The sequence below is a fragment of the Lewinellaceae bacterium genome (genome assembly GCA_020636135.1).
Taxonomy (GTDB): Bacteria; Bacteroidota; Bacteroidia; order Chitinophagales; family Saprospiraceae; genus JAGQXC01.
Genome location: JACJYK010000002.1, coordinates 487,004 through 513,968 on the forward strand (window position 1 = coordinate 487,004; position 26,965 = coordinate 513,968).

At 45.6% G+C, this 26,965-nt stretch carries 25 protein-coding genes; 8 read left to right on the forward strand and 17 right to left on the reverse strand.

Annotation, left to right across the window (positions count from 1 at the left end; all coding sequences use genetic code 11):
* Positions 1-40: 40 nt before the first annotated feature.
* Both H6570_17100 and H6570_17105 read right to left on the reverse strand, forming a co-directional pair.
* Positions 41-1,687 carry an alpha amylase C-terminal domain-containing protein gene (locus tag H6570_17100; GenBank protein ID MCB9321004.1) on the reverse strand — a complete coding sequence of 549 codons (1,647 nt, stop codon included), beginning with the start codon at positions 1,685-1,687 and terminating at the stop codon, positions 41-43.
* A gap of 83 nt (positions 1,688-1,770) precedes the next feature.
* Positions 1,771-2,118, reverse strand: coding sequence for a helix-turn-helix transcriptional regulator (locus H6570_17105; GenBank protein ID MCB9321005.1), 348 nt, complete (start codon positions 2,116-2,118; stop codon positions 1,771-1,773).
* Positions 2,119-2,301: 183 nt separating this feature from the next.
* Here H6570_17105 and H6570_17110 point away from each other — a divergent pair, with 183 nt between their 5' ends.
* The gene (locus H6570_17110; protein MCB9321006.1) at positions 2,302-2,769 is read left to right on the forward strand and encodes a cupin domain-containing protein; all 468 of its coding nucleotides are present in this window, start codon (positions 2,302-2,304) and stop codon (positions 2,767-2,769) included.
* 121 nt (positions 2,770-2,890) lie between these two features.
* On the opposite strand, the gene H6570_17115 is transcribed toward H6570_17110, so the two are convergent.
* From H6570_17115 to H6570_17170, 12 genes are all read right to left on the reverse strand, one after another.
* Complete coding sequence (locus H6570_17115; GenBank protein MCB9321007.1) at positions 2,891-3,442, reverse strand: hypothetical protein; 552 nt, start codon at positions 3,440-3,442, stop codon at positions 2,891-2,893.
* Between the two features lie 65 nt (positions 3,443-3,507).
* A complete protein-coding gene (locus H6570_17120) occupies positions 3,508-4,065 on the reverse strand; it encodes a dihydrofolate reductase family protein (protein ID MCB9321008.1) in 558 nt (185 codons plus the stop codon).
* 116 nt (positions 4,066-4,181) lie between these two features.
* Entirely contained in the window at positions 4,182-4,811 is a 630-nt protein-coding gene (locus H6570_17125) for a dihydrofolate reductase family protein (protein ID MCB9321009.1), read from the reverse strand.
* 190 nt (positions 4,812-5,001) lie between these two features.
* Positions 5,002-5,745 (reverse strand): ankyrin repeat domain-containing protein, encoded by a 744-nt coding sequence (locus H6570_17130; protein ID MCB9321010.1) that lies wholly within the window; start codon positions 5,743-5,745, stop codon positions 5,002-5,004.
* A gap of 715 nt (positions 5,746-6,460) precedes the next feature.
* Positions 6,461-6,880 (reverse strand): DUF1801 domain-containing protein, encoded by a 420-nt coding sequence (locus tag H6570_17135; protein MCB9321011.1) that lies wholly within the window; start codon positions 6,878-6,880, stop codon positions 6,461-6,463.
* Positions 6,881-6,933: 53 nt separating this feature from the next.
* Positions 6,934-7,290: a hypothetical protein gene (locus tag H6570_17140; GenBank protein ID MCB9321012.1), complete on the reverse strand. Its 357-nt coding sequence runs from the start codon at positions 7,288-7,290 to the stop codon at positions 6,934-6,936.
* Between the two features lie 28 nt (positions 7,291-7,318).
* On the reverse strand, positions 7,319-9,718 hold the full coding sequence (locus tag H6570_17145; protein ID MCB9321013.1) for an FdhF/YdeP family oxidoreductase: 2,400 nt from the start codon (positions 9,716-9,718) through the stop codon (positions 7,319-7,321).
* A 189-nt stretch (positions 9,719-9,907) separates the two neighbouring features.
* Positions 9,908-10,546 (reverse strand): hypothetical protein, encoded by a 639-nt coding sequence (locus tag H6570_17150; GenBank protein ID MCB9321014.1) that lies wholly within the window; start codon positions 10,544-10,546, stop codon positions 9,908-9,910.
* Between the two features lie 203 nt (positions 10,547-10,749).
* Positions 10,750-11,202, reverse strand: coding sequence for a cupin domain-containing protein (locus tag H6570_17155; GenBank protein ID MCB9321015.1), 453 nt, complete (start codon positions 11,200-11,202; stop codon positions 10,750-10,752).
* A gap of 149 nt (positions 11,203-11,351) precedes the next feature.
* Positions 11,352-12,416, reverse strand: a complete 1,065-nt coding sequence (locus H6570_17160; GenBank protein MCB9321016.1) for a hypothetical protein — start codon at positions 12,414-12,416, stop codon at positions 11,352-11,354.
* A gap of 134 nt (positions 12,417-12,550) precedes the next feature.
* The gene (locus H6570_17165; protein MCB9321017.1) at positions 12,551-13,129 is read right to left on the reverse strand and encodes a dihydrofolate reductase family protein; all 579 of its coding nucleotides are present in this window, start codon (positions 13,127-13,129) and stop codon (positions 12,551-12,553) included.
* Between the two features lie 87 nt (positions 13,130-13,216).
* Complete coding sequence (locus H6570_17170; GenBank protein ID MCB9321018.1) at positions 13,217-13,609, reverse strand: nuclear transport factor 2 family protein; 393 nt, start codon at positions 13,607-13,609, stop codon at positions 13,217-13,219.
* Positions 13,610-13,885: 276 nt separating this feature from the next.
* Between H6570_17170 and H6570_17175 the strand changes: the two genes are divergently transcribed.
* Complete coding sequence (locus tag H6570_17175) at positions 13,886-15,184, forward strand: aspartate aminotransferase family protein (protein ID MCB9321019.1); 1,299 nt, start codon at positions 13,886-13,888, stop codon at positions 15,182-15,184.
* A 1,254-nt stretch (positions 15,185-16,438) separates the two neighbouring features.
* On the opposite strand, the gene H6570_17180 is transcribed toward H6570_17175, so the two are convergent.
* The gene (locus tag H6570_17180) at positions 16,439-17,878 is read right to left on the reverse strand and encodes a sodium:solute symporter family protein (protein MCB9321020.1); all 1,440 of its coding nucleotides are present in this window, start codon (positions 17,876-17,878) and stop codon (positions 16,439-16,441) included.
* Positions 17,879-18,045: 167 nt separating this feature from the next.
* Between H6570_17180 and H6570_17185 the strand changes: the two genes are divergently transcribed.
* The 6 genes from H6570_17185 to H6570_17210 are packed head-to-tail and all read left to right on the forward strand — an operon-like array spanning position 18,046 to position 25,288.
* Complete coding sequence (locus tag H6570_17185; GenBank protein MCB9321021.1) at positions 18,046-19,326, forward strand: aminotransferase class III-fold pyridoxal phosphate-dependent enzyme; 1,281 nt, start codon at positions 18,046-18,048, stop codon at positions 19,324-19,326.
* 1 nt (position 19,327) lies between these two features.
* Entirely contained in the window at positions 19,328-20,026 is a 699-nt protein-coding gene (locus H6570_17190; GenBank protein MCB9321022.1) for a CoA transferase subunit A, read from the forward strand.
* Entirely contained in the window at positions 19,999-20,658 is a 660-nt protein-coding gene (locus H6570_17195) for a 3-oxoacid CoA-transferase subunit B (GenBank protein ID MCB9321023.1), read from the forward strand. The genes H6570_17190 and H6570_17195 overlap by 28 nt, the downstream gene beginning before the upstream one ends.
* A complete protein-coding gene (locus H6570_17200; protein ID MCB9321024.1) occupies positions 20,651-21,913 on the forward strand; it encodes a peptidase in 1,263 nt (420 codons plus the stop codon). Before H6570_17195 ends, H6570_17200 begins: the two co-directional genes overlap by 8 nt.
* 1 nt (position 21,914) lies before the next feature.
* Positions 21,915-22,745 (forward strand): putative beta-lysine N-acetyltransferase, encoded by an 831-nt coding sequence (gene ablB, locus H6570_17205; protein MCB9321025.1) that lies wholly within the window; start codon positions 21,915-21,917, stop codon positions 22,743-22,745.
* Positions 22,742-25,288 (forward strand): CehA/McbA family metallohydrolase, encoded by a 2,547-nt coding sequence (locus tag H6570_17210; protein MCB9321026.1) that lies wholly within the window; start codon positions 22,742-22,744, stop codon positions 25,286-25,288. The genes ablB and H6570_17210 overlap by 4 nt, the downstream gene beginning before the upstream one ends.
* 18 nt (positions 25,289-25,306) lie before the next feature.
* Here the strand turns inward: H6570_17210 and H6570_17215 are convergent, their stop codons facing one another.
* Together H6570_17215 and H6570_17220 are read right to left on the reverse strand one after the other, a co-directional pair.
* On the reverse strand, positions 25,307-25,837 hold the full coding sequence (locus H6570_17215) for a DoxX family protein (protein MCB9321027.1): 531 nt from the start codon (positions 25,835-25,837) through the stop codon (positions 25,307-25,309).
* Between the two features lie 111 nt (positions 25,838-25,948).
* Positions 25,949-26,701: a hypothetical protein gene (locus tag H6570_17220; GenBank protein MCB9321028.1), complete on the reverse strand. Its 753-nt coding sequence runs from the start codon at positions 26,699-26,701 to the stop codon at positions 25,949-25,951.
* Between the last annotated feature and the right edge of the window lie 264 nt (positions 26,702-26,965).

Here is a 26,965-nt window from a genome sequence, read left to right on the forward strand (position 1 = left end):
TAGTCCCCTCAATGTAAGGAATCTCATGGACCATCGGATATCATCTGACCTGTAAAACCAGAAAACCGTTATTCACCAGGGACACCCTTACGATGCCTTCCTGAACTTTGAAAGTGCTTTGATCATCACCGAGGACTTTGGCCCATTTTCCGACGCCAACTTCGAAAGGAAGTGAAGAGGATAGGATTTCCGCATCGGCATTTTCCGGTCTAAAATTGAAAACCAAAAGAAACTTGCTTTCTTCATCCCAGCGGCAATACGCTAGTACGGAGTCATTTTGTGTGGGTATCACCTGAATTTCGCCGCTGTAGAAGGCTTTGTTGGCTGCTCTGAAACGGAATAGGCTCCGGTAATAGTTCAATAGTGAATGGATATCGGTATCCTCTTCCTCCACGGAAATGCCATCATTCGAATGGTTGAGACGATGATCCCAATAGGGTTGTGCATCTTTATACCAGGTGGCCATTCCATCGCTGTTGATATCCCGGCTCCACTCAAAAGCTTCTCTGCGCGGCACATCGGAGCCATCGTGAGGCTGCGGGATGCCAGTATCCACGCTGTCCGGTAACCGGGTGCCTTTCATCCCCAATTCCTGACCGTAATAGATCAAGGGTATTCCCTTGCTGAGGTAGACCATGGCCGCTTTCTGTTTGTTCCTGGCAACCGACCAGCCTGGCGTACTGCCAAAACGGTCGGTGTCATGCATGTCGAGGAATAAAAAGAAATGTTTGCCCGCAGGTGTACCTTCATTTTCTACCTCGATCGCTTTCGCAAATTGCCCGCGGTCCGACATGCCATACCAGTGGCCGAAAGAATAGACGATGTCCACTCCCGCTTTGGAGAAGAAACCATAGCCGGGGTCTTCCCAGAATGGCTTGTCCCATTCGGATTGTTCTGCGATGAATTTGACAGCGGGATTCTGTGCTTTGACCTGATCGATCAGTGGCTTCCAAAAATCAGTCAGCATATTTTTCAATAAGCCCTTGCCATCCAGGTCATCCATGGTGTGGTCCAGCCGGAATCCATCCACCCCGTCATCAAAGGTTCCATCACCATTTGGGTCAACCCAGTAAGCGTAGAGATCCACCATATATTTTCTCACCGCCGGATTGTAGAGATTCACGGTAGTAATATCCAGGTAGGAACCATCGTAAGATGTCAGGCCCTTCACGCCGAATACAATGGTGGAGGGATCCTGATTCAGGGAATCGTTGTAAAAAACATAGTCGTCGTATTGAGAAGAAGGATTTTGAAAGGACTCCTTAAACCAGGGGTGTTCCTTGGTCGCGTATTGGACTTCAGTGTCCATATAGAACTTCATCCCTCTTCGGTGGATCTCCCGGACCATATGCAGGTAATCATCCATTGAACCAAACTCCTCGTCAATTCCGGCGAAATTATCGGTAAAATAATTGTGGTAATAAATGGATGGATACAGGGGGGTCATAATGATCGATGTAACACCTAATTGCTGTAGATAATCCAACTTCTCCGTCACCCCGTTCAGGTCCCCGATTTCATCACCGTTACTGTCGGAAAAGCTTCGTGGGAAAATCAAATAAAACACTTCGTCCTCAGACCGGATGGTTGCGGGCTGGTTTGCCTGATCCTTTCCACCGGTCGGGTTACATGCCAATAAAAAGAATATAAGCAGAGGAAGACGGATCAGGTTGATTACACCAGTCATTTGGACTCTGTATGGTATGATTTTCAATGCTTGTTGCAGATAAATTTCCAATGTTGATTATTAGTATGTTCCGGTGGGTCATTTCAGCCTGTAACCGCTGTCATTTTCAGGTCTGAATAACCCCAGTTCACAATGTCTCTTAGCAGAGGGATCAACGACATACCTCTTTCCGTCAGGCTATATTCTACTTTGGGAGGAATGGTTGCATAAGCATTTCGATGGATGATTTTTGACTGCTCAAGATGTCGTAATTCTTGAATTAACACTTTTTCGGAAATGCCTAGTACATCCTTTTTAAGTTCACCAAATCTCCTGCATCCGTCTTTCATGCTCCAGAGTATACCAATTCTCCATTTTCCGCCGATAAACTGGAGGATGTGTTGTACCGGGCAACTTTCAATCAGCACCGGGTGTGAAAAATTATTCTCCATTTCTGTAGAATTAAGTAATTGAGGATCAATTATTCATATCCTATTGGTAAGTACCTTACTTTTTTGTTCGTACTTGACCATTTCGAATCACCTAACTAATTTAGTCTAAATAATCAATGGTACAGCGTGCAAATTGAAACCAACCTTCAGATCAACGAATCAATTGGTTAAAATTGAAAATACATGATCCTGGCGTCACCAACACTTTCCAATTCATATTGGTACATCGGACATCTGATCAGCATCCTGATCTCCTCCAATGACACCCAAGGGGCTTTCTCTGTAATTCATGGTTATGAAATACAGGGTCTGGAGCCTCCTCCCCATATTCATACTCAGGAAGAGGAATCGTTTTATTTGTTGGACGGCGAGATGGAATTCACCATTGGAGATGAATTGCATCGGGTCAGTAAGGGAGATTGGATTATGCTTCCGAGGAACATTCCGCATACCTTCAGGGTGATATCGGAAAAAGCGGAAGTCATTATTCATTTATGTCCAGGCGGATTTGAAGAATACTTCATTGCGATGTCGGAGCCTGCCGAAGCACTGGAGATCCCACCCCGACCTCAGGGACCACCAAATATCCAAAAGCTTGTTGAAACGGCATCCCGGTATGGAATTGTATTTCCGATGAGCAACAAACAATAGAAAATCACCAGTTAATCAAATAGTTGGTTGGGTCGGGGTTGAACTTCCTGACATGGAAATGAGTTCCTGTAATTCGCCCCAACACGGAAGTGGGTAGTTGTTTGATCGAACCTTTTATGAGTTAATCGATATTCAGACTATCGTAGGGTATTTTTGGTCCAACATCCCAAAGGGCGGTAACACAGACAATCTTCCATCCATCTGCTTCTTTCTCCATCAGCCGAATTTCCTGGCTGCTGCGGAAATTGGTTTTTTCCTGATTTGCATTGTATTGTGTCCAGAGCAAATAAGCAGCAGATTCATTAAAGAACTTCACAATTGGTTTTTCCCGGTGTACTTCCGGGTGGATGATGTTTTCGCCATTTTTATAGTATGTTTCGATCCAGTCTTTTCCCTGCTTGTTTATTTTATCCCACCCGACGGCTGCATCCGCGGTGCCATCGGAATTATTCCATGCTTGAAGTGCGTAGTTGTTATGACTCCAGTTGCTTTTCCAGCATTCGTAATCGCCGTTAAAAAAGCATTTGGTTTCATTTTCGATCACTTTTAATATGGCATCGGTTTCCGCTTGTTCATCAAAAGTGGAAACGGTTTCGGTCTGACTGCTTTCTTGCGGTTTACAGGACGCAAGAATGGCAATACAAAAGATTAGTGCAATACATTTGTTTAACATATGATTTTGTTTTGTTTTAAAAGGATTGTATTCTGGTAAAGTGGCTGGATCAGGGTGGCCTGAATTTAGGTCGGCTTTGTGGATTCGTAATAAAGAAGGATGCACCCGGAACTAAAAATTTTTGTTCCCTTAAGTTTTAATAAGGACCGGTCATTCAAATCGAGGAAAAGGGGCAACCCGTTTCCGGCAAGTACCGGATGAATGCAAAGCTGATATTCGTCAATTAATTTTAGGTTGGTACAGGCGGCAATGATCCCGGGACTACCCAGATAGACAGGATCCTCCAGCTGTTGCTTCAATGCATTAATCTCGTCCTCCAGTCCACGGTCGGCCAACCGGGTATTATTCCAGCTGACTTGTTTTATGGTGCGGGAAAACAGGACTTTGGGTGTATTGTGAATGGAATCTGCAAAATCGTCCATAGATGCAGTGCCGGTGGGATTCACAACGATACCAGGCCAGTAACTTTCCATGAGCTGGTAGGTTATTCTGCCATAAATAATCGCACCTGCGTTGCGCAATAATTCACTGTAGTGCTGATGGATTTCTTCATCCGCAATCATGACAGTATGATCACAGTAACCATCAAGGGTCATGTTAATAACTGCGATAACTTTTGCCATAGACAGAATTAGTCCCTGAAACAGGTAGTTTGGTAATTCAGTTAGTTCTTAATGCTTTGCACCTTCCTAAGGTAGTTATTCCAAAGCAACAAACCGGAAATTAATTTTCTGAATACCTATGCTTCAATCGTCCCCGTCTTAATATTCCCGGTACGCTGGTAATGCGCAATGATGACCCCTGTGGAGGTAACCCTGCTATCGACCAAGGTGTAGGTGACGGGAACCGAGCCCTGATCGAATAGTTTTTTGCCCTTGCCCAGGATAACCGGATGAATTTTAAGCCTGAGTTCATCGACCAGATCATTTTTGAGCAGCAATCGTACCAGTTCACTGCTTCCCCAAACCTGGATGTCTCCACTTTTTGATCCCTGATTTTCTGTGGGCAAACTTTTAAGCTTTTTTATATCAGCCACCGTTCTGATGACCACAGAATTTCTCCATCCTGTCACCAGTGGATCTTTCTTTTTCAGATTTTTTGAAAATACATATTTGGTGCCCTCGTTAATACCAGGCCAGAAGGCTCCATGTTGCGGCCAGTACCCAGCCCAGATCTCATAAGTTTTTCGGCCCAGTAAATAATCTGCCGGCCTGAGCTCTTCCTGGACCACCTTTCCATATACCTCATCGGAAAAGGGTGCAACCCAGCCGCCATATCTGAATCCGTCAGAGGGGTCTTCCTGGGGACTACCGGGTGATTGAATGACACCATCCAGGGTGATCATCGACAGAACGATAATTTTACGCATGTGTTATGATTAATATTTTGCGAAACCATTCACCAGGTATTTGATCCGACCAATGCAAGAATTAATTGAATACAAATCTCTGCATATCCTGTTTTTACAAGTTAGGGCACTTGCGACAAACTTTCGGGTTCCTGCGGCAATCTGCTTAAAGGGTGAACGGGCAGCAAGGATATGCACCCAAGACACGAGCTTAATGCATCAAATATTTATTCGGTACGTTCGACGGGTAATAGTTAATGCCGTATCGGGAATTTATTAATATGGACACTACCTCATAAATCATTGTTTCCGACCTTTGAAACTGCCGCAAAAGCCCCATCATTGCATAACTGACCGGATTAACCGCCGGAATAAATGTTTCCCAGTCATAGCCTTTGCCCCAAATCAGCCCACGAACGGTGAGATCAAGGTCACAGGACTGGTCAAGCAGGAAATGAAGCACATCCAGACAGGCATTATTGTGTTGATTGACGGTGTGGAAAATAGGAGTGTGCCCGCCGAATCCATGGCTGTCCAGGCCCGCTTTACTGTTTACCCCCAGGCCATGACTTACCAGTACTTTGGCACAGGCAAGGTGATTGTATTCCGCACAAATATGCAACAGCGAGGCTTTGTAAAGCGGAGTGAAAGCACAGTCCAGAGTGTACTGCTTATGCAACAGATCGGGATTGCTGATTAACAGGTCTTCCAGAGCATGGTCATCATCCAGCAACACCGCGAGCAACACCTGATCATCAAACTCCAGACCGTAGTCGACGAAAGCCCGGATGCAATTTTTGAAATCCGGACTACGGAGATACATATTGATCATTTCATAAATGAGCGGCTTACCCTTGAATTCCTGATTGGGATCTACACCATGTTCGAAGCAGGTTTTGATCCCATCAACTGCATGGATCTCAAAATCACCAATAATTTTATTTAAATAATCCATTGGTAGGATATTAACGCGTTGAGTGGTTAAACCGTGATTAAATCATTTTGCGCAATCTATAGACTATCAGTGAATTATGTAGAATATTGCCTATTAGAGCAGCCCTCCAATCCTGTAGCCAGCGCTAATTTATTACTAAACTACTTAGGCTTTCAAGGCTTAGGCCAAAGAATATTTCGAAGTTCTACTAATTGTCATCCATTTAGGTTTCCAATTTTGAGCCAAACTTTTAAAGCTACGGCCTTTTGCATTTCTTTTATTCGAAGTGGTTGTTTTAAGATACAACCGTCTCTTTAGAGGGTTCACGCAACTGTTTGAACAATTCAAAAACAGCATTTTTGCTGCCGTCGAAAGACGGTGAGGCGTGCGCATGCCGCTAAAATGGTGACTCCGAAGAACTTAATATCCTGAATCCCATGCAGTTGCACTGAACACTAAGGTGAGTTTTGCGTGAATCGAGGTTTTTGGTTCGTTCCCCGCCCGCCACAGCTTGTCGGGGCGCGGTTTGCCGGAACAAAAATGAACGAATACGCCAAGCAACGACCATTACAATAAGAATTACATTTCGGAACAATAGAAGTTGCATAAAAATTCTTTCCCTAACTCGTTAAAGAGTAATTGCAATAGTGCCTAAGAACCAAATATGATTTGCAAGGCTAACCACTCAAGGCGTTAGGATATTAATCAGCTGACAAGACCAGCGCCAGCAAGATATCTATGATTCCTTTTTCTTTTCGTCCAGTGTAATCCGGCATATTTTTTCCAGAATATCCATGTCGATATCGGATAATTTTTTCACATAAATGCAGCCTTTCCCCATCGTGTATTTCCCCAGTTTACCTAATAGTTCATTCCGTTCTTCGCCCGGGGAAGCAACATAAAGGGAGATGGCAGCTTTTCTAGGTGAAAATCCAATGATCAGTATGTCACCTTCCCGGCCACTCGCGTATTTATAATGATAACTGCCAAAACCAATGATGGACGGGCCCCACATTTTAGGCTCAAAACCGGACCATTCCTGCATGGACTTCATGAGCTGATAACTGTCCTTTTTCTTTTGTTCCGAGTCAACAAAAGAGTCAATAAATTCATGTACGCTTTTTTCTGTTTCTTTGGTTTTATTTTCCTTTGCCATAGCTTCCGGTGTTCTAGATATTTATTGTGAAATTTCTGGTTCCACGCTCCTCATTAGCCTGCTGTTGCTTCGTCATTTTCCAGATGAAAGATATGTAATATCCGGTGAGCAATGGGAGTAAAAAAGAGGCCTACGGTGCTCAAAAATGCGATGCCGCTGAATAACGCATAGAAGGATGAAAACAGCTTGGCCTGGACGGTCACCATGGTAGAAACCGGTCCCATACCGGTCAGGATCATACTGGCATTGTATAAAGAGTCAATCCAGTTGAGCGCTGCCAAATAATGATAACCTACGACGCCCAGCAACAGGGATGCGGAAATCAGGGCAGACGCATATCCGAAATATTTAATGACCCGGTTAAGAAACATAGAGGTCGGTATCAACCTGTCTTGCTTGCCTTCAAACATAGATATTGATTTTGGGTTTTCTGACTGATTATTTAGAATGAATTATTTGATTCCGGTATAGTACCTCATCAATTATTTTATCCTGATCAGGGTTATGCTTTTTGATTTTTATTTTCACGTATTTTGATGCCGGCATATTGCTTTCCTTAACCACATTGTTTATTGAAACCAGGACATTTGTCTCAGGGAAATAGGTAACGGTATTTCGTTCAGGGATAGGATATTCAACAATCAGGAATAAAGGTGCTATTCTTTCGATGCCGTCATCGTAGTTATAAAGATCCACTTTGTCACCGGGTATAAATCCAGCCTTTTTAATGTCATTCTTGTTCATCAGGATGACCCGCCGTTCATTGTGAATGCCCCGGTACCGGTCATCAAGTCCATAAATTGTAGTGTTGAATTGATCATGAGTTCTGGTGGTTGCCATGAGGTATTCATCATCGGCGAGGGTATTGTCTGGGATGGAAGTAATCGTGAATGGTGCGCGGTCCCCGAATTTTTCAGTATTAAACTGACCATCCCGGGCAGGATTCGGCAGGTAAAATCCGCCTTTTTGTTTGACACGATTATTATAATCATCAAATCCTGGAATGCATTTTTCAATATCATCCCGTACCCGATCGTAACTCTTCATATACCTGTCCCAGTCAACGACAGAACGATGACCAAGTGTTGCCTTTGCCATCCGGCAAACAATATGCGTTTCATTCATCAGGTCATCGGAGATGGGTTTTAAAACCCCTTTCGACCATTCCACCACCCCCATTGAATTTTCTGTGCTGACATACTGAAGCTCACCATTAAAAATATCCTTCTCGCTTCTGGACAGGGTGGGCAGGATCAGGGACTCTTTGCCATGAATAAGGTGCCCACGGTTGAGTTTAGTGGATACGGTCACGGTCAGTTCCAGCTTTCTCATCGCGATGGCTGTGTACGTCGTATCCGGTGTTGCTGAAAGGAAATTTCCACCCATGCTGAAAAATACTTTTACCCGTCCAGCATGGATGGCTTTGATGGTTTCGACCACATCATAACCCTGTTTCCTGGGTGGATTGAATCCAAATGTTTTTTGCAGCCGGTCGAGTTGTTGCGGGGAGGGATGGTTATTGATCAGCATGGTTCGATTACCCTGCACGTTGCTGTGTCCACGCACGGGACAAGGACCTGAACCTGGTTTTCCAATGCTACCTTTCAGCAGTAACAGGTTAATGATCTCTTTGAGTATATCAACGCCGTTATGCTGTTGAGTAAGTCCCATACCCCAGCAGATAATGATACGTTTTTTGGTAGCGATCATCCGTGCTGCAGCTTTCAATTGCTCCAGGGAAACGCCTGCAGCTTGTGCAAGCTCTTCCAGATCGTAGGTTTCCAGGTGTTTCAGGAATGCGTCATAATTTACAGTCCTGGTTGAAATAAAATTTTGATCGAAAACTGCTCCGGGAGATTCTTTTTCGAATCCCAATAACAGCTTTTCAATGGCCTTGATCAGGGCAATATCCCCGTTTATTTGTACTGGTAAATAAAGATCAGCCAATTGAACGGGACTGCCCAAAATGCCTTTTAATTCCTGTGGATTGCGAAAGCCCATCAAACCAGCTTCCGGCAGCGGGTTAATGGCAATGATTTTAGCGCCGTTCTTTTTGCCTTTCTCCAGGGCACTCAGCATTCTGGGCGAATTTGTGCCCGGATTTTGTCCGATAATAACAATGATGTCCGTATCGTAGAAGTCATGCAGCTTCACCGTTCCTTTTCCTATACCGATGGTAGGGAGTAAGGCGAAGCCAGAGGTTTCATGGCACATATTGGAACAGTCCGGGAAATTATTGGTGCCAAATTCCCGCACAAAGAGCTGATAAACAAATGAAGCTTCATTACTGGTCCTGCCCGACGTGTAAAATGCGGCTTCGTCCGGTGATTCCAGTTTGTTGAGATGCATGGCTATCATTTCAAATGCCTTGTCCCAGCTTATGGGCTGATAGTGGCTGCCATTTTGGGGTAGATACATGGGTTCTGCCACTCTGCCCAGTTGTCCGATCTCATAATCGGTTAACCGGGCAAGGTCATACACAGAATTATTCTTGAAGAATTCGGCGGTGAGCCGTTTGCTCGTGGCTTCCTCGGCCAGGGCTTTTGCCCCATTTTCACAATATTCTGCTACCGGAGATCGGTCGTCGTCAGGATCGGGCCAGGCACAGCTTGGACAATCAAAACCATCGAATTGATTCATCTTGAACAATGCCTTGCCGCCTCTTAAAACCGTTTTTTCTTCGGCAAGTTTTTTCAGCGATACCATAACTGCCGGTACTCCGGCTGCCCATACCTTGGGATTGGTGACCTTAAGGTCCAATAGTTTATAAGGTGGCTCGGCGGATGGCTCACGGTGGATATTTTCTTCTGGCTCTTTAGCGGACTCGTTTGATTCCATGTTTATTTGATTGATCAGGCAGGGGTTATCAGCTGGCAACGAAATGGCATTGTGTTATAATACTCTTTTTGTGCCAGTTGCACAATGGTATTTTTTATTGCTGATAGCATTTTACAGTATGGTCTAACCTAAACGTACGATAGGATGCCGCACTGGAACCGTCTGGAATCGAATACAAGTATTGACCGTTCACGCTGATTTTTCAACCAGATACTGCATTAACTGGGTGGCAATGCTTAATGCCGGGCTGGCCAATGGGTCACTAAATAAAACTTCCGTTGGAGCCTCACCAAAATAAAGATCATCCGAGACCAGAAATGTAATTCTCGTGAAGCCTGTCACAGGTGAAGGCTTGCGGGGATTATTCCACGGACTGATTTGGTCGACGATCTGCTGACTGTTGGTAAAAAGTTGCCTGGTCAGATGGTTTGCGGTATCGTCAATCGTGTTTTCCCAAATGATCATTTTCCCGGACTGATTGATGTATCGGGCCGTACCATTTGCATAGGAGGCTAAAACGTCCAATCCGTTTTCCAACCCTACCTCAATGATTACGGCCAGCAGCTCCTTCTTGGCTGGCTGGGTGCTTGCCGCCTTCATTTTATGATATGCGAAGATCTTTAGTCGTGGTTCTATCTCTGGGGCATCAATGACTTTTTGCAAATTCTCCAGCTTACTTTCAGGGGAAAACAGGACGTCATAAGGAAATGTAAAAGGCTCCTCTGCCCACTCTTTTAACAAGGAAATGTTATCGCAGAAAAGTAAGTTGTAAATAACATTGGTTGAGCTATCCAGGTAAGGTCCTTCAGGTTCTATTGGAGAAGTCATAATGCTACCGGTATTAAAGTTCAAGGAAAACCAATGGAATCATACAGCATCGTGGTGATGACCGGCTAAAATACTCCCTATATGAACGATCGTAACAAAGTTTTTTGGATTCTTTTAGATCTGTTATTATCTCTGGAATTCAATACGGAAACCCCAGAGGACCAATCATCGTTTTCATTTCCGGATCCTGATACCCAAAGGGTTTAATGCAAGGGAGGACCCACAATTTCAATTTGGTATTCAGCCGCTTTTGACGCTAATCCTGCTTTATCTGCTTCGGATGGTGGACCATGGCGCTCGGGGAGGGTATCCGCCCCGGCTGGGATGGAAATTGCTTTGACAAATTCCTCAAAATCATGCCCGGTCGTAATGGTTAACCATCGCCCTCCCTGACTGGATTCAACGCGGTAAGAGTGTGGTGTACCCTTAGGAACGAAAATGGTTTCTTTTTCCTTGATGCGGTGTTCCTGGGTACCAATTCTAAAACGGAACTCACCTTCCAGTACCACAAATATTTCATCCTCGTTGTGATGAATATGCAAGGGAGGAGAATCACCATGGTAGGCGCGATGCTCCAGCAATGAAATGTGGTCAGCACTATCATTTCCCGAAACGCGGATTTTTACAAGCGTCTCAAGGAACCAATATCCAATCATGATGATCTATTTTAGATTAAATTACCATGATTCAAAACAAATACAAATTATTCTTGAACAATGATTGATTTTTTCCCTTTTGGCAAAAGGCGTTGAAATATTGTCAATGACAACCGATGCATACCAAAAAGTCTATTGGTTTCTTATGCTCAAATCCAGGGGCCCTGTTTGGTGACAGGAATAAAGGATTCCCCTTCCAGTCGATAAAGTCCGCCTCCACCGCCGACCCAGAATCTGCCTTTTGAATCTTCAAATATCGTTTGAACGGCTTTTATACCCAGTCCTTGCTTTTCACCATAATTCTTAAACGAATTTCCATCGTAACGGTAAACACCAAAACCTTCGGAACTTAGCCAGATATTTCCCCGCTTATCTTCATAGATGACACAAACTTCATTATTCCTTATACTATCCTGAGCAGTATAATTAGTGTAGGATCTGCCATCGTACCGACTTACGCCTCCATCCCGTGTTCCAAACCAGATATTGCCCTTACTGTCTTCCATAATATTATCTACATGTTTATTTGTCAGGCCATCTTTTTCGGCATATCGGGTAAAGGTCCGGCCATCGTATTTGAAAGCGCCAAATCCGTTGGTGGAAAACCAAATATTTCCGGCCCGGTCTTCCGTTATGGACCAGGACGTTGCTTTGGTGATGAATTCTCCGGACACCTCTTCGGGATAAGGAAGCTTGAAAGGGGCCCATTTGCCACCGTCAAATCGAAAGATTCCTGTCGCCGAACCGGCCCAGATTATCCCTTGCCGGTCTGCTAATATGCTCCAGAAATGATGTCCTCCGAAAAAGGAAGTATCCGAATAGTTGATAAATTTTTTTCCACCGTCATCCGTGGCTGACCAGTCGTATTTTACTACACCCTGATCGGTGGCGAACCAGATGTTTTTTTCCCGATCTTCAGCAATTCCTGTGATTTGCTGCCCGGCGAAACCTTGGTCATTGGAGTACCACGAGACCCTTTTTCCATCGTAGTGCGCCACGCCATATCCATTGGTACCAAACCACAGGTTACCGTTCTTATCTTCCAGTATATTGCGGATATATTCGGCTATTTGTGGCCCTTGAGGTGTATCCGGTGGTGTTTGAGGTTCCCCGGTCTGAATGACAGGTGTAGGTTTTTCCTGTCGGCTGCAGGCGGTGAACAATAAAATGGCACCTATTAGTGCAATAAAATACTTACTGTAAGAGGTTTTCATCGCTCTTTTTTTCTAGACTATAAAATTATTTGCAGGATCCTTTTTTACACCTGAACAGATGTAAACAGATGTAAACGGACTGTAAAGATTTGATGAGCTTGCGGTAATGTATAGTGGCGTTTGCCAAAAAGCTATTACCTGTCTAACATATAATTCAGTTCAGTGACCCCGGAAGCGAATTGTTGTGTATTTAAAAGGTTGAGTTTGACCTTCTCTTTGATGTCCGTAAACAAAGGGATGCCTTGCCCGAGAACAACCGGATTGACGAATAGCCAGTAACCATCAATTAAGCCGTGTTGTTGCAGGGCATGGGTGGCAGTCGGACTTCCGAAGAGCAAAATGTCGTCGCTCCCTTCATAACTGGTATTTTTTATTTCGTTGATGCTGTCTGTAAGATTATTACTTATAATCGTGGTATTTGACAAATTCTCTGCACGGATGGTTCTGGATAATACCACTTTATGAACGTTGTTGTACCACTTGGAATGCTCGATATCATGTTTGGTTGCCGACGGCCTTTTGCCTGCTTCAGGCCAGTAATTTTCCATCATCTGATACGTTACCCGTCCGTACAGTGCAGCGCCGGTTTTGCCTATCCTCTGACCAACGTGGTCAAAAAGTTGTTGATCAAGTTGAACCCAGTTGAGTTCGCCATGTGGCCCGGCTACAAACCCGTCGAGGGAGATGTGCATAAATGAAATAATGTTTTTCATTATCCTGGTTAAAGTCTTAAATTATTAAATGCTCCCGGTATGCAATCAGGAATTCCAATTGCGTTGAGCCGGTCAATGGTTTTCTCCTCACTTTATTATTGTTCTGTTCTTTCGGTAGGAATTCTTGATGGCTATTTTACCATGTTTAAATGTAAACAAATCACAGCCGGTGACTTCAACTTTGGTCCCATCTCTTTTTGTTCCCGAGAATGTCCATTCTGTCAGACCCCGGTCCCCGGAAATAATATGCCTTGGGTTGGCCCATTGAGCATCCGGGAATGTGTTAAAGACATCTTCAAATGCTTTTCTCACAGCCAGTTGTCCGACGAATTTCTCTCCGTCTGCATCCGGGCCTGCGGATGCCTCAAAAATACAGTCTTCAGTCATGTGGGACATAATTGCGTCCAGGTCATGCGCATTAAAGGCATCGGCAAAGGATTGTAGAAATTGGGTGCTGACTTCAGTGACAGATTGTGCCATAAGCGTACATTGAATCATGATCAGGGAGAAAAGCATTAATCTTTTCATAAAAAAGGTGTTGTCTGGAAGAATTCCGGTTATTAATGGTGCGTAAGGAAGGTTGCAAGGTTTTGTATTTCACCATGGAAAGTTAGTCCTAAAGCCAGTCTTCAGCAAGTGTTTTTTAGTGAGCTCAAAGAGCAGCCCTGGTTGTTTCCTTACCCCAAAAATTTATGGATTGCTTGGTACCGGGTGGAAAAAATTTGAACTTACCATTGTAAATCAGTAGAAGCAGATATGGATAATAGTACGAAACTACATGAAAGAAGGAAATCGGTGGTACCGCGAGGGGTTGGAGTATTTAACCCGGCTACGGCAGTTTCTGCCAAAAATGCCATCGTAGTCGATGCCGATGGCAGGGAGCTTATTGACTTTGCCGGAGGTATCGGTGTGCAGAATGCCGGCCATTGTCCTGAACCGGTGGTTGCAGCGATCTGTGAACAGGCCCAGAAACTCATCCATACCTGTTTCAATGTAGCAACCTATGATGTGTACATGGAGTTGGCAGAGGAACTCATATCCTTATTTCCGCACGGGGAACATACCAAAGTCATGTTGACCACCACCGGAGCAGAATCCGTGGAAAATGCAGTTAAAATAGCCCGTCAGCACACAGGCAGGAGCGCCATTGTAGCATTTACTGACGGCTTTCACGGACGCAGCATGATGGCCATGACGCTGACTTCCAAGGTTTCCTATAAGCTGGGCTGCGGTCCCTTTGCACCTGAGGTATATCATCTGCCATATCCCAACTATAACCGGTATAATGATGGTCTGGATATGGATCAATTTGTGGAGCGGGAAACACGCCGTTTGCGGGAAAGCCTGATCAACCGGATAGCCCCGAATAATGTAGCCGCGGTGATCATTGAATTGGTCCAGGGGGAAGGAGGATTTGTGGTAGCTCCGGTTGAGTATGTGCGGGAATTACGGAAAATATGTGACGAATTTGGCATCGTACTGATCATTGACGAAGTTCAATCGGGTTTTGGGCGCACCGGTAAATGGGGTGCATACCAGCACTACAACATAACTCCTGACATCTCCGTCTGGGCCAAATCGATGGGAGCCGGCATGCCGATAGGTTGTGTGATGGGTCGCGCAGACATTATGGACAGCGCGCTGCCCGGCACGATCGGGGGTACCTATCTGGGCAACCCGGTCTGTGCCGCCGCTGCCCTCGCCAATATCCGGTTTATGCAATCAATCGACATCAATGCCAGGGCCAGGCATGTTGGTGAAATTGTTCGCACCAGGTTTGAAGACATGAATTCCAGAATTCCGGCCATTGGAGATATCCGCGGATTGGGCGCGATGCTGGCATTTTCTCTCGTCAAAAACAAAAATCCGCAGGAGCCCGATGCAGACCTGACCCGTAGGTTGGTGCTGGCATGTCTGGACCGGGGCCTGATCCTTATCAGTGCCGGTGTTTATGGAAATGTCATCCGAATACTGAGTCCACTCACCATTTCCGATGATCACCTTAAGCGTGGGTTGGATATCCTGGACGAGGAGCTGGTGCGTTTGTCGGCTTGAGTTTTTTATGTCACCCCTGCGGGGTTCGATGACATATTGAAAATAGCAATGTGTTTCACCCATTTCTAAGGTGATCGCGCGCCTTCAGGGCTATCCTGGATGGCAATGTCACCCCCCTCGTAGTTTACTCTTATGGATGACTATCCACGCAAAGCCCTGAAGGGGCGACATTGGTTAGCATGGGGAACCACCCCATGCATTTATGATTCATCGGAGACAATAACCCGAGCTCTGAAAGGGCGTCATCCAGGAGCATGGGGAACCATCCTATGCAACCAATATTCATTGGAAATTCGGGCCCTGCAGGGGCGACATAAATGATGAATTATTAAGGATAAATGAATCGGAATGGTGATTTAATGATATGAATCCTGTTTGGCAACAGGTGTATGCATTCAATTTTCTATGTCACCCCTGCGGGGTTCGATGACATATTGATAATGGCAATGGGTTTCACCCATTGCTGATGTGATGACACCCCTTCGGGGTTATAAAATCATGTCTTAAACTAGTTACCAAGAGCCCTGAAAGGGCGTCATCCAGGAGCATGGGGAACCACCCCATGCATTAATTATTCAATGGAAAACCGAGTCCTGTAGGGGCGACATAAATGATGAATTATTAAGGATAAATGAATCGGAATGGTGATTTAATGATGCTAATTCTCCCTGGTGCCGTGTGTATTCATAAATTTTCTATGTCACCCCTGCGGGGTTCGACGTTACATTGAAAATGGCAATGGGTTTCACCCATTGCTGATGTGATGACACCCCTTCGGGGTTATAAAATCCCGTCTTAAACTAGTTGCCAAGAGCCCTGAAAGGGCGTCATCCAGGAGCATGGGGAACCATCCTATGCAACCAATATTCATTGGAAATTCGGGCCCTGCAGGGGCGACATAAATGATGAATTATTAAGGATAAATGAATCGGAATGGTGATTTAATGATGCTAATCCTCCTTGGTGCCGTGTGTATTCATAAAATTTTCTATGTCACCCATGCGGGGTTCGATGTTACATTGATAATGGCAATGGGTTTCACCCATTGCTGATGTGATGACACCCCTTCGGGGTTATAAAATCCTGTCTTAAACTAGTTGCCAAGAGCCCTGAAAGGGCGTCATCCAGGAGCATGGGGAACCACCCCATGCAACCAATATTCATTGGAAAACCGAGCCCTGCAGGGGCGACATAAATGATGAATTATTTATCCCAATTAAATCGGATTGGTGACATGACGGCCCTTCGGGGTTATCATGCCATCACTTTTTCCTGAGTATCAAAATAAGACGTGATCAGGAAAACAAGAATGGATGCGGTGATACCAAAAACTATTGGATCCAAACCAAATGGCAGATCTATCTTAGCTATAATCAGAATGATGGTGGTGGCGCCACCGCTGATCATCGATAATATGGCTGCCAGGGATGAGTGTTTTTTATTGATTAATAGCATTAATACCGGCACAAATATTCCGGAGACCATGAACGCATATGAATAAAGCATGATTTCCAGCACCTGCTGCATCTGCAGGGCTATGACGATGGCGATGACTCCAATAATTAACGTAAACAATTGAGATGCCCTGATGCTGTCGCCCAATTTGCTGTGAAAAGGCCGGATGATATCCGTCATGAGATTACCGGAAGCGGCCATCAAACAACTGTCCGCCGTTGACATGATCGCAGAAAAGTACGCCGACATGACCAGGCCCATCAACCCGATCGGCAGGATATGTCTCAGAAATACCGGCAAGGCAATCTCACTGTCAATGTCCCCGACCGAACTATAACCCATCCCGGCCAGAAGTCCCTGCTCCAAGGCTACGCGACCAAACAATCCCAGCAAAGTGCCCAGGAAAGCCATCACCGGCCACTCAAACAAGCCAGCAATGAGCCATGCCTTCTTGGCAGTCTTCTCATCCTTGCAGGCATAGATCCGCTGGTAGAGGGTCATGCCGATAAACCAGATGGGAACGATGGTGACCATCCAATTGATTACTTGCACGAACGAGATGTTGGTCAGGCTGAAAAAACGTGGAGGCAGGTATTTTGCAATCCCTTCCCAACCACCCAGATGGAAGTAACCGAATGGAATGCCAATCAGGATTAATCCGGACATCAGGATGATCCACTGGACCGTATCCGTGTAGACCACTGCTTTCAGCCCGCCCGCCACCGTATACACAATCGCTATAATGCCAATAATCAACACGGCTTCTGTCACCGTGATGGTCTGAAACGTAGCAGATGCCAGTTTTGCTCCGGCGAGCACCTGAGAACTGGTAAAGCCTACATACCCGATAAATGAGATTATCCCGGCGATGAATGCCGGTCTTTTGTCATAATAGTGTTCAAGCAGCTGCGGGAAGCTGAGGAAATTATGATTTTTACCATGATGGTAGACTTTTGGGATCAGAAATACTGCACTCAGCCATGCACCGATGATGCCGGTAAATAGCATCCAGCTTCCGGAAATTCCCAGTATAAAACCCAGTCCTCCCAATCCAATCGAGAATCCACCCCCCACATCGGTGGCTACTACCGACAATCCGATATGACCCGCAGACATTTCGCGTTTTCCCACATAGTAGTCCTCTTTTGATTCATTTTTACTGTAAAAGAAGAACCCTATTCCGAGCATTGAAATCAAATAAATGATGAAGATCGTAAGGTCAATCCAATGAATTTCCATAAGTCGTATCCGGCTGATTTCAAAACTGGTGAAGTTTTAAATGTATAATTTTAATTTTATTATATTGCCTCAAGTGTTAGGGATAGTACGGTGTAATATTTATTATCGGTGTTGAAGGAGCTCGTTTTCTGCGACAATATTATTCATCCTGGTAAATCCGGATTTCAATGAGTAGCCACTGCATTCAGCCTCTGCTGAATAAAAAATACCTGAAGGCAGTATCGGCTTCAGGTGTTTTCATTTATGATGAAAATGGTAAGGGTTATCTGGACGGATCTTCGGGGCCTGTGGCCTCATCCCTTGGGCATACTCACCCGGGGATGGCAGAGCATATCATCAGGCAACTCGGTAAAATTCAATTCGTCTACAGGACCCAGTTTGGGACAGAAGAAGCCGAGCAGCTGGCCTGGAAACTCGCCGAAATTTCTCCTGGCAAGCAATACGATCATACCTTTTTTGTAAACAGCGGCTCGGAGGCAACCGAAACAGCGCTGAAAATAGCAATCCAATACTGGCGCGAAAGAGGTAGAAACTCGAAGATCCAGTTCATCTCCAGGCAAAAGAGCTATCATGGGATTACCATGGGATCCCTTGCGGTATCCGGACATCAGATCAGGCGTCAGCAGTTTGAAAAAGTGCTGTGGCACAGCCCGGAGAAGTTAACCAGGGATCTGGAAACAGACTCTCTTGAGAAGCATCTGGTCGAAGTGGAAGCTATCATTCGTAAGACAGGCGCCGATCATATTGCCGGCCTGATCCTGGAGCCTATTATTGGAGCGGCAGGTACTGTTCTGGTCCCACCGGATGGCTATTACCAGGCTATGAAACAAATCTGCCGGGAACATGAAATACTTTTCATGGCGGATGAAGTGATGACCGGTCTGGGCAGGACGGGTAAGTACTTTGGACTCGACCATTGGGACACCTATGCAGATATCGTAACCATCGGTAAAAGCCTGGGGGCCGGTTATGCTCCGATAGCGGCGACCATGATGACGGATGCGATCCTGGATCCTATCCGTAAAGGAAGTGGCCTGATCATGAGTGGACATACCTACAGTGCCCATCCTCTTTCCTGTGCCACCGCGTTACAGGTGCTTAACATCATCGAACAGGATAATTTAGTGGAAAATGTAAATCGGATGGGCGGAATTCTTAAGATGGGACTTCATGCGATTAAAGACAAATTTGGTCTGGTTCAGACAGTGAGAGGGAAAGGCCTCCTGCTGGGGATGGAGTTGGATCCTGCCGTTCCGGGTCTGCAGGGAAAAATCATAGAACGTTGTTTTGAAAACGGATTGCTGGTGTATCCTTCTATGGGTGGTAAAGACGGCAATGCAGAAAACGGGTTGCTGATAGCTCCGCCTTATATCATATCTGAATCAGAAACAGAACAATTGCTGGATCTGTTGGACACATCAATCAGCCAGGTGGCTCAATCACTCTGACATGGACACTTTTAACAAAGTAGCGGATTACCAGGATGTCCAACCATTATTTTTTGACGGGATGACCCTGCTGTTTGGTGGTTTCGGAGGTGTGGGCACCCCACCTACGCTGGTGGATTGTCTGATTGAATCAGGTGTAAAAGATGTTCATTTAATTGGTAATGACGCCGGATTTCCCTGGATCGGTATCGGTAAATTTGTTTGCCTTAAGCGGGCTGTATCCCTGATCGCTTCCCATATTGGATCGAATCCCGTGGCCGGTCAGCTCATGCACGATGGAGCATTAAATGTGGAATTTTCGCCTCAGGGAATATTGAATGAAAGGATCCGCTCCGGAGGAGTTGGCCTCAATGGGTTTCTGACAGAGATCGGAAAGGGGACGGTCCTGGCGGAAAACAAGCCCATTGTAAACATCGATGGCAAGGAATATCTGTATGAATCTCCACTCACCGGAGATGTAGGAATTATCTACGCCAGGAAAGCCGATACATTCGGAAATCTGGTATTTGACAAAACAGCTCGCAATAACAACCCTCTGATTGCCATGGCTGCCAAAATCACCATCGCAGAAGTGGAGGAAATTGTCGAGATGGGAGCGCTCGACCCGGAAGAAATCATTGTTCCCGGGGCATATGTGAAATATGTCGTTCCTACCAAAGGCATCAACTGGAAATGGATATGGGAGATTCAAGGCAAATAATTGCAAAAAGAGCGGCTCAGGAAATTGTAACCGGTATGACCGTCAATCTGGGAATTGGTATCCCATCCCTGATTCCCGACTACATTGATCCGTCCACCAAAGTGTTTTTTCATGCTGAAAACGGCCTGCTCGGATTGGGTCCGACCCCGGCTGAAAATCCGGACTGGGCTCTAAGCAATGCGGCCGGGTATCCCGTCAGTATCGTGAATGGAGGAAGTTATTTTGATAGTGCCTTATCCTTTGGCATGATCAGAAGCGGACGAATCGACCTGGCTGTACTCGGCTCTCTCCAGGTCAGCCGTGATGGTGACCTGGCCAATTGGATCGTGCCGGGTAAACGCGTGCCTGGTGTGGGAGGGGCAATGGAACTGGCCTTTGGCGCGAAAAGGTTGATCGCGCTCATGCAGCACTGCGAAAAGAACGGTAAACCCAAAATTGTAACAACGTGTACGCTTCCCTTGACGGCAACCGGCTGTGTCAAACGCGTGATCACCGAAATGGCGGTTTTTGACATCGATAAAAGCGGCCTCACACTGATCGAGGTCATGCCAGGATTTACAGTTTCCGACATTCGCAATCATACAGAAGCTGATTTTAACATTGCAGAAAAAATAAAAGAGACAAATGACTGACCAGCAGAAAGTGGAAGCGTATATCGATGCCCACAAGGATGAAGCATTCGAACTCCTGGCCAGAATGGTCCAACAACCAAGTATCCAGTTGCACGAAGCAGGCGCTCAGGATGTAGTGATCAAAAAACTGCAACAGCTCGGCCTTGAGGTTGATGTGTGGGATCCGGATATCAGCGAATTGAAGAAAAACCCCTATTTCGTCTCAGCCAGGAAAAATTTTACGAATAGCCCCAATGTAGTAGGCTTAATGAAAGGGCAGGGGGGTGGACGGTCTCTGATCCTCAATGGTCATATCGACGTGGTACCGGAGGGTGATGTGACCAAATGGAAAGACGATCCCTATTCGGGAAAAATTGAAAATGGTAAAATGTATGGACGAGGCACGACCGATATGAAGGGCGGGAATGTCTCCCTGATCCTGGCTATGGAAGCCATCAAGCAGTCAGGTATCAATCTGAAAGGGGATGTGCTATTTCAGTCGGTCATTGAGGAGGAATCGGGAGGTGCTGGAACGCTGGCTACGGTGCTTCGCGGTTACCAGGCAGATGCTGCCATCATTCCTGAACCCACCAATCTCAAGTTGTTCATCAAGCAGCAGGGATCACTTTGGTTCAGGGTCACCATCGAAGGTATCTCCGCCCATGGTGGTACCCGGTACGAAGGCATTTCAGCAATTGAAAAAGCCTGGATCGTACATCAGCAGATTCTGGACCTGGAACAGCAAAGGAATGCCCGGATCAATGATCCCCTCTATGCAAAACTTCCGATACCGCTGCCCATTAACGTTGGCACGATCCATGGCGGCACCTGGCCTTCCTCAGTACCTGACCTGGTAACCATCGAAGGCAGGATCGGCGTGGGCCCCGAGGAATCCATTGAGGCTGTCAAGCAGGAATTGCAAGATTGCATCAACCGGCTCACCGAAGCGGATGAATGGTTTGGAGGCCATCCGGCCAAACTTGAATTTTTCGGAGCGCAGTGGATCCCAAACAGTGTGGCCATTGAACATCAGATTGCGGAAATCATTGAAGAAAACCACCTGCAGTTGTTTGGGAAATCCGTGATCGTAGAGGCTTCCCCCTGGGGAACAGATGCCGGTATACTTGGTGTAGTGGGAGGAATTCCGGCCATTGTCATCGGTCCGGGAGAAACCAGTGTGGCTCATTACCCCAATGAATTCATTGAGCTGGAAAAAGTTGTGAAGGCATCCAAGTTATTTGCATTAACCATCCTCAAATGGTGCGGAACGGCATAAGATGAGCCCTACTTATCAGGAGATAAATCGCCCGGATCTAACTGTGGTCTTCTGTCTTGATCCCTATAACAGGAGAGTCCGGGTGGATGAATTGCATGGTGATCTGCGATCCGGATTGGAACTTATTTTGCAGCAATCACCGGATTGGGCCGACAAGATCATCTTAAAGGCCCGCCAGGAACAAGTCGATTATTTTATTCGTCACGGGTGGACTCAGGAAGCGGGGATTCCGGGTTATTTTAACGGTGAGGACTTGTTTTTCCTGGTGCACTACAGACACAATCTCCGTTCCCATACCGAACATGCGGAAGTTGAGCTTTCAATTGCCAGGAAGATCCTGGAGATGCAAAGAAGTCCGGTACTATCAGGAGGTGAAAAAATAAAGCGATCGAACTTGGAGGATGCTGAGAAACTGGCCCTCCTTTATGATATTGTTTTTGATATTTATCCTACCCCGTTGAGCGACCCTTTCTACCTCCGCAAAACGATGGAACACGGGACAGTGTATGTGCATATGGAGCAAGAAGGCAATGTGCTGAGCGCAGCATCGGCTGAAGTAAACCGCAAGTTTGCAAATGCCGAATTGACCGACTGCGCTACCCTCCCCGCTGAAGAGGGGAAAGGTCATATGGCCGCACTATTGGCGCGACTTGAGGACATCCTTACAGATCAGGAAGTCAAATGCCTTTATACGATCTGTCGCGCGCAGTCCTTCGGGATGAACAAGGTTTTTTATAATTTGGGATTTGACTACACCGGCTGTCTGGTCAATAACTGCAATATTTATTCGGGTTTGGAAAATATGAACGTCTGGTATAAAATGGTAAAATGATGGGAGGGTTCAGGGATTTATTGATTGTATTATTCATGATTATCAGCGGCAATCTGGTCGGACAGCGGGTTCCGGTATTGCCGCAAATTGAACTGCCTCACGATTACTATTTCCGGGAATTATACCTGCCTCAACTGATGAGCGGCCCTGCTTCGCCGGACTGGTCCCCGGATGGAAAGCAGCTGGTCTTTGCGATGGGCGGAAGTCTCTGGAGGCAAGAGATCGGAAGCCAGACAGCCTGGCAGCTCACAGATGGCGAGGGTTACGATTACCAGCCCGATTGGTCTCCGGATGGTAAAGAAATCCTTTTTGCCCGCTACGATGGCAGGTCCGTGGAACTTATGCTCCTGGATGTTAATTCCGGAGTGGAAACTCCATTGACGGACAATGGTGCGGTGAACCTGGAACCCAGATGGTCACCGGATGGTAAAGCGATCGCTTATGTATCGACCGTAGGGACAGGTCATTTCCTGCTCCACAAAGCAACCATCGAAAACGGAAAACTGCAGAGCATAACCATCCTCACTCCCGACCGGGTCAGTGCCATTAAGCGTTACTATTACAGCGAATACGACCATGCCATTAATCCTGCCTGGTCACCGGATGGCAGCAGGATCCTGTTTATTTCCAACCGGGAGATAGCTCATGGCACGGGCAATATTGTATCTCTTTCTGTCAATAACCCCGGGGAGATCACCACCATCCACCAGGAAGAAACCGCCTGGAAGACGACTCCGGATATCTCGCCGGATGGCAGCAGGATGGTCTACAGCAGCTATCTGGGACGGAATTGGCAGCAGTTGTGGATCCTGCCGGCAGCGGGAGGATATCCGATTCAGATCACCTATGGAGATTTCGACAATACAGCTCCCAGGTGGTCTCCGGATGGTAAAAATATTGCCTTTATTTCTAACCGGACCGGAAATACCTCCCTGTGGATTCTGGACAGCTATTTTGGCAAACAGACACAAGTTGTTGCCTCCGATTTGCATTACCTGAAGCCAAGAAAAGAAATCGTCATCAAAACGGTGGATGAGTCCGGGGATTTCATTCCTTCGAGGGTGAGTGTCCTGGATAGCCGTGGAAAATTCTATGCTCCCCGCAATGCCTGGATACATGGTGATGATTCCAATTACCCGGACACCCAAAAGTTTGAAAGCCATTATTTTCATTCATCCGGAATAGCCCTGGTTTCATTTCCGGCTGTTGATCACCCGTCCATAACTGCCCAGAAAGGTCCTGATTTCAAAATAGAAACCCGTCAGCTTACCGCCAGTGAGGGCCTGTCTGACACAATCACATTAACACTCAAGCGATGGACGATTCCGGAGACCTTTGGAAAGTGGTGGTCCGGTGACCTGCATGTGCACATGAATTATACGGGTAACTACCGGAATACACCGCGGATCCTCCGGGAACAGGCCCAGGCTGAAAACCTGGATTTTATTTATAATTTGATTGTGAATAAAGAGCAGCGCATCCCGGATATCGATTACTATATCCCTCCGAACGGATCCAAAGTAGAAAAGGATGTGATGATCCTTCAGGGGCAGGAATACCACTCCAGTTTCTGGGGACATCTGGGACTGCTTAATTTGACCGATCACTACCTGATCCCGGATTATGTGGGGTATCCTTACACGGCGTTGGCGAGTATTTTCCCGCATAACAGCCAGATAGCGGATGCGGTGCATGCCCAAAAAGGTCTGGTCGGCTACGTGCATCCCTTCTATGACTTTCAGCTCTTCCCGAAACAGTCAGCCACGTTAACCAATGCACTTCCCATCGATGCCGCCCTGGGGAATGTGGATTATTATGAGGTGGTTGGTTTTGCCCATCACAAGGCATCAGCGGCAGTTTGGTATATGCTGTTGAATTGCGGGATCAGGATACCGGCGGGAGCAGGTACCGATGCCATGGCCAATTATTCAAGTTTGAGAGGTCCGGTAGGACTGAACCGGGTTTATGTGAAAGCAAAAGACGATTTCACCAGTGACCACATCATCGAACAGATTAAGCATGGGCGGAGCTTTGTGACCAACGGAGCCCTGCTGGATCTTAAGGTGAATGGATCAGGGCCCGGGGATACCATCGAGATCGCAGATAAAGCCACCACCCTGGACTTCCAGGCATTTATTCGCAGCTCGGTCGCGGTAGATCACCTGGAAGTTATCTGGAACGGAGAGGTCGTAAAGGAATACCAATTCAGTGGAGACCGAAATTCAGCGGATTTTAATGGAAAAATTGATGTGCAGGGCCCTGGTTGGCTTTTGTTAAGAGCCTGGAATGATAATGCCCATCCGGACATTCCGGATTACTATCCTTATGCTACGACCAGCCCCATTTATGTTACCTCATCAGGTAAGGAACTCAGGTCTCGCTCATCTGCGGTATTTTTTCTGGAATGGATCGACCGCATCGAGAAGATAGTCTCATCCCATGATGCGTACAGGACCGTAGAAGAGAAAAATTTGATCTTAAAGGATATAGCAACTGCCCGGAAATTTTATGAGAACTGTCTGAACAACCCAACTATGGAATAGGGTTATGGGGTTTTGAAATTAATAGAAATAATACCTTCTCAAAAGCAGCAACCCCACTGCAACGATGAATGCAACCAGTCCGGTTATTTGCCATTTTGTGGAAGAAGAACTGTACCGGGAAATTTCATCTTCTGTAGGATAAAGACCCAGTATTGGTTTTAATTTATACCAATCCCACGCGATTAAAATGATGCCTGCAAACAGCATCAACATCGTAATCACCCAGGTCCCCGTAAAATGCAGGCTAATGGTTATCGTGAATATGTTCATAATAATTCCAATAAAAAACAACGCACCTAATGTTGCGAATCGTTGGGTAAAAAGCAATAAGGCTGTAAGTAACTGACAAAATCCCAGAAAATTCCAGTACAGGCCTGATTGATACAGCGCATCAAAAAAGTAGCCTATTGGCGTTTCAGGACCCAGTTGGGTAAATCGTTCTCCGATTAACTTGACCAACCCGGATGGAATAAATGCAAATCCGATTAAAAACCGGATCCCAATGATCAGTAATCCGGCAATTTTATTTGTTCTTAATTTGTCATACATAAATAAGATACCTGGTGACTCTGTTTTCAGATACTAATTTATATCTGAAAATTCTGAATAATTTCAACATTTATGGTATTGGTTTCCGGATTAAAGTTTAACGAGCTTGACCTAATCTTCTTCCTTACTTACCTGCTGCAGGATTGATATTTTAACATCATCTATTTCATTTATCAGGTCTCGCAAAAGCCGGATGGATTTTAGTTCTGAAAAATTCATCCAGCCCTGGATGGCTTCCAGTGTCAATATAATTTCATTTTTGTTTTTTTCCAGATTTAAGGCTTCTTTAAGGCTTTTTTGGTTGTTTAGTCTTTTTTCCAAATCTTGTGCACCCATCAGAATACTCAGGTGCTCCGTCACATCACTTTTAGCTTTATTGTCCAGGCTTTCATCACTGGTTACTTTTTGTTGATGTCTTCTTAGATCGAGTAGTTTGTTTCTCAATTCAGGAGGTAGAAGTACTATTTCTCCACTATTCTGTAGCGACTCGAGCGTACTAATGTTGAAATTTATGGCATATGATTCTAAATTGAGAGCAAGGAGATCATTATACATTGCATTTCTTGTGTATCCAGAGTTGTCAAATCCTTCAATGTATTTATTGTAGGCTGTACGCTGCTTTTCAAATTTACTGATGATGAATTGGGCATATGCCTTGTCTTCATTCAGATCATCCAGTAATTGTTGATAATATACCTGGGTTCTTGCCTCTTGCTTTCTGCTCTCATTCCAGTTGTTTATCTGTAAGGCAATTAATATCCCTATCACGACAAGAATAATTTCACCCAAAGCATAAAATAAATAATTACTCAATCTATTTTCTGCGAAAAGCCTGCGTCTGATTGTTCTAAACAGTTTAATCATGATGGTGCCAGATGAATACAACAAATAATTGCAATGGTTGTGGGGTTGGGATTAACTAGAGTTATAATCCGGACTACACAGCACAAGCGTAGTGTGTATTTTTGACATGGTCATATATGGCTGTATTCATTATCACAGCCAGCCTTGCTTATATAGTAAACCCAATTTATTCACCGGTAAAATCTATTTTGGCCGAAATAGCTGCGAATGGGCCGTTTCATTGCATTTCCCTTTGATCACCTCAAAGATATGCTTATCCCACGA